This window comes from Thioalkalivibrio sp. ALE11, from assembly GCF_000381205.1.
Taxonomy (GTDB): domain Bacteria; phylum Pseudomonadota; class Gammaproteobacteria; order Ectothiorhodospirales; family Ectothiorhodospiraceae; genus Thioalkalivibrio.
In genome coordinates, this window is sequence record NZ_KB906207.1 from 1 (window position 1) to 2,299 (window position 2,299).

The 2,299-nt window shown below is 66.4% G+C and carries 3 protein-coding genes; all 3 read right to left on the reverse strand.

Features of this window, described 5'->3' with window-relative positions; all coding sequences use genetic code 11:
- Window positions 1–157: 157 nt before the first annotated feature.
- The 3 genes from F620_RS0114060 to F620_RS0114070 all read right to left on the reverse strand — a co-directional run bounded on the left by F620_RS0114060 (window position 158) and on the right by F620_RS0114070 (window position 2,042).
- A complete protein-coding gene (locus F620_RS0114060) occupies window positions 158–643 on the reverse strand; it encodes a hypothetical protein (RefSeq protein ID WP_019571082.1) in 486 nt (161 codons plus the stop codon).
- Entirely contained in the window at window positions 640–939 is a 300-nt protein-coding gene (locus tag F620_RS0114065; RefSeq protein ID WP_038031371.1) for a nucleotidyltransferase domain-containing protein, read from the reverse strand. The genes F620_RS0114060 and F620_RS0114065 overlap by 4 nt, the downstream gene beginning before the upstream one ends.
- 95 nt (window positions 940–1,034) lie before the next feature.
- Complete coding sequence (locus F620_RS0114070) at window positions 1,035–2,042, reverse strand: NAD-dependent epimerase (RefSeq protein WP_019571084.1); 1,008 nt, start codon at window positions 2,040–2,042, stop codon at window positions 1,035–1,037.
- Window positions 2,043–2,299: the final 257 nt, after the last annotated feature.

Genomic DNA, 2,299 nt, shown 5'->3' on the forward strand with positions numbered 1-2,299 from the left:
GATATTGGCTCTGTGTTGAAGGTGGTTGTCCCAACCCCGAGAACATAACCCACGCTCTCGAGGTCGGGCAGGTCAATCCATCATGTCTACGGTGCTCCTACCCGCCTGTGGGAGCGTGCTTGCACGCGAACAGGCCGGTTCGCGGCCGAGGCCGCTCCTACGCGGCCGCCCAGCCGCGGGCGCGCATGTCGGCCAGGATGTTTTCCACCACGGCACTCAGGGTCGGCACAAACTCGTGGCCCGCCTGGAGCGCATCCGCCAGGGTGGTGGCGGCCTCGATGTATTCGTGCACCATTTGATTGCGTAGCTTGCGCATCGCGAGCCACTCATCGCTGGAAGGGATCAACCCGAGTTTTTCCGCCCGGTCGAGGTTGTCGATCGCCGCGCCGAGGCGTTCGCCGAGCGCCTCGAGGTACAGGGGCAGCAGCTTGTCGCCCAGCGTATCCTGCAGGCGCCCGAAGCGGCTCACGAAGGCTTCGACACGTTCGGCTTCGTCGACGTTGTCGGCCAGTACACCCGCGCGGGCCGGAGTGAAAGGCTCGCTGAAGACGCGTTGATCGGTCGTCTCCAGATGCTGGCGTTCGCGCTGAACCACGCGACCGAGAAACCGGAGACGCTCGAGCTGTTCGGGGTCGATGTTCACAGGAGCTGTCCCTGCTGTTCGGCCATGCGGTGAACGGCGCTGCGGGGCAGATTCGGGGCGGACAGGACGACATCGACCGAGCGCCCGTCCAGCCGGCGGCTGAGCCGGGCCGAGAGACGCGCGGAAAGCACCGCGGGACGCTCGACCGGCTGTTCGAGCTCGACGAGCACGTCCACGTCCCCGCCACGTCGGGTATCGTCCAGCCGCGATCCAAACAGGCGAACGCGCGCGTCGGGCCCGCATTCGTGGCGCACGACGTCGCGGATCGCTCGTATATGTTGCGGACTCAGGCGCATGAGGCCGATTGTAGCAGGGGCTTCGCGGCCGAGGCCGCTCCTACGCGGCTCCCCACCCGCCCGTGGGAGCGTGCTTGCACGCGAACGGCGGCGGGTCAGACCTGGTAGTAGTCGCGGTACCAGGCGACGAAGCTGGCGACGCCTTCTTCCACGCTGGTGGTGGGTTCGTAGCCGGTGTCGGCGCGCAGGTCTTCGACGTCGGCGTAGGTGTCGGGGACGTCGCCGGGCTGCAGGGGCAGGAGGTTCTTTTCGGCCTTCTTGCCGAGGTTCTCTTCCAGCACTTCGATGTAGTGCATCAGCTCCACCGGGCGGTGTGCGCCGATATTGTACAGCCGGTAGGGGGCGGCGCTGGTGGCGGAGTCGGGCTGCGCCCCGCTCCACTCGGGGTTGGGCTGGGCCGGGCGGTCCAGGGTGCGGATCACGCCTTTGACGATGTCGTCGATATAGGTGAAATCGCGCCGGTGGTTGCCGTAGTTGAAGACGTCGATCGGCTCGCCGGCGAGGATCTTCTGCGTGAACATGAACAGCGCCATGTCCGGCCGGCCCCAGGGGCCGTACACGGTGAAGAAGCGCAGGCCGGTGGTGGGCAGCTGGTACAGGTGGCTGTAGGTGTGCGCCATCAGCTCGTTGGCCTTCTTGCTCGCGGCGTAGAGGCTGAGCGGGTGGTCCACGTTGTGATGCACGGAGAACGGCATCTCCTCGTTGGCGCCGTAGACCGAACTGGAGCTGGCGTAGACCAGGTGCTCCACGCCGTTGTGGCGGCAGCCCTCCAGGATGTTGCCGAAGCCGACGAGGTTGGTGTCGATGTAGGCAGCCGGGTTCTCCAGCGAGTAGCGCACGCCGGCCTGGGCGGCCAGGTTGACCACGCGCTGCGGCTGGTGCTCGCGGAACACCCGCTGCATCGCCTCGCGGTCGGCGATGTCCACGCGCTCCTCGGTGAAGCGCTCGTGGTCCTGGATGCGGGCCAGGCGCGCCTTCTTGAGCGAGACGTCGTAGTAGTCGTTCAGGTTGTCGACACCGACGACCTCGTCGCCGCGCTCCAGCAGGCGCAGGGCCAGGGCATTGCCGATGAACCCGGCCGTGCCGGTGATGAGGATCTTCATGAACGTTTCCCTGTTATCTCACCGGCGCCACCTGTTGGGCCGGTCGGAATCAGGATTGCATCATGGGTCTGGCGCCACCACAAGCGCCCCACCCCGCACAAGCGTGCTTGCACGCGAACGCCCCGAGCCCGGGGCGAATGCCCGTCCGTTCGCGGCCGAGGCCGCTCCTGATATGGATTGACCTGTCAACGGTTGGCTGTAGTGTTCGATCGAGACCTCCAGTTTTCCATGCCTTCGAGGCAGGGCACGAGAAGCGG

Excerpts from the sequence above, each read along its gene's own strand:
- F620_RS0114065 (WP_038031371.1), bottom strand. The coding sequence starts at position 939 with ATGCGCCTGAGTCCGCAACATATACGAGCGATCCGCGACGTCGTGCGC.
- F620_RS0114070 (WP_019571084.1), bottom strand. The coding sequence starts at position 2,042 with ATGAAGATCCTCATCACCGGCACGGCCGGGTTCATCGGCAATGCCCTG.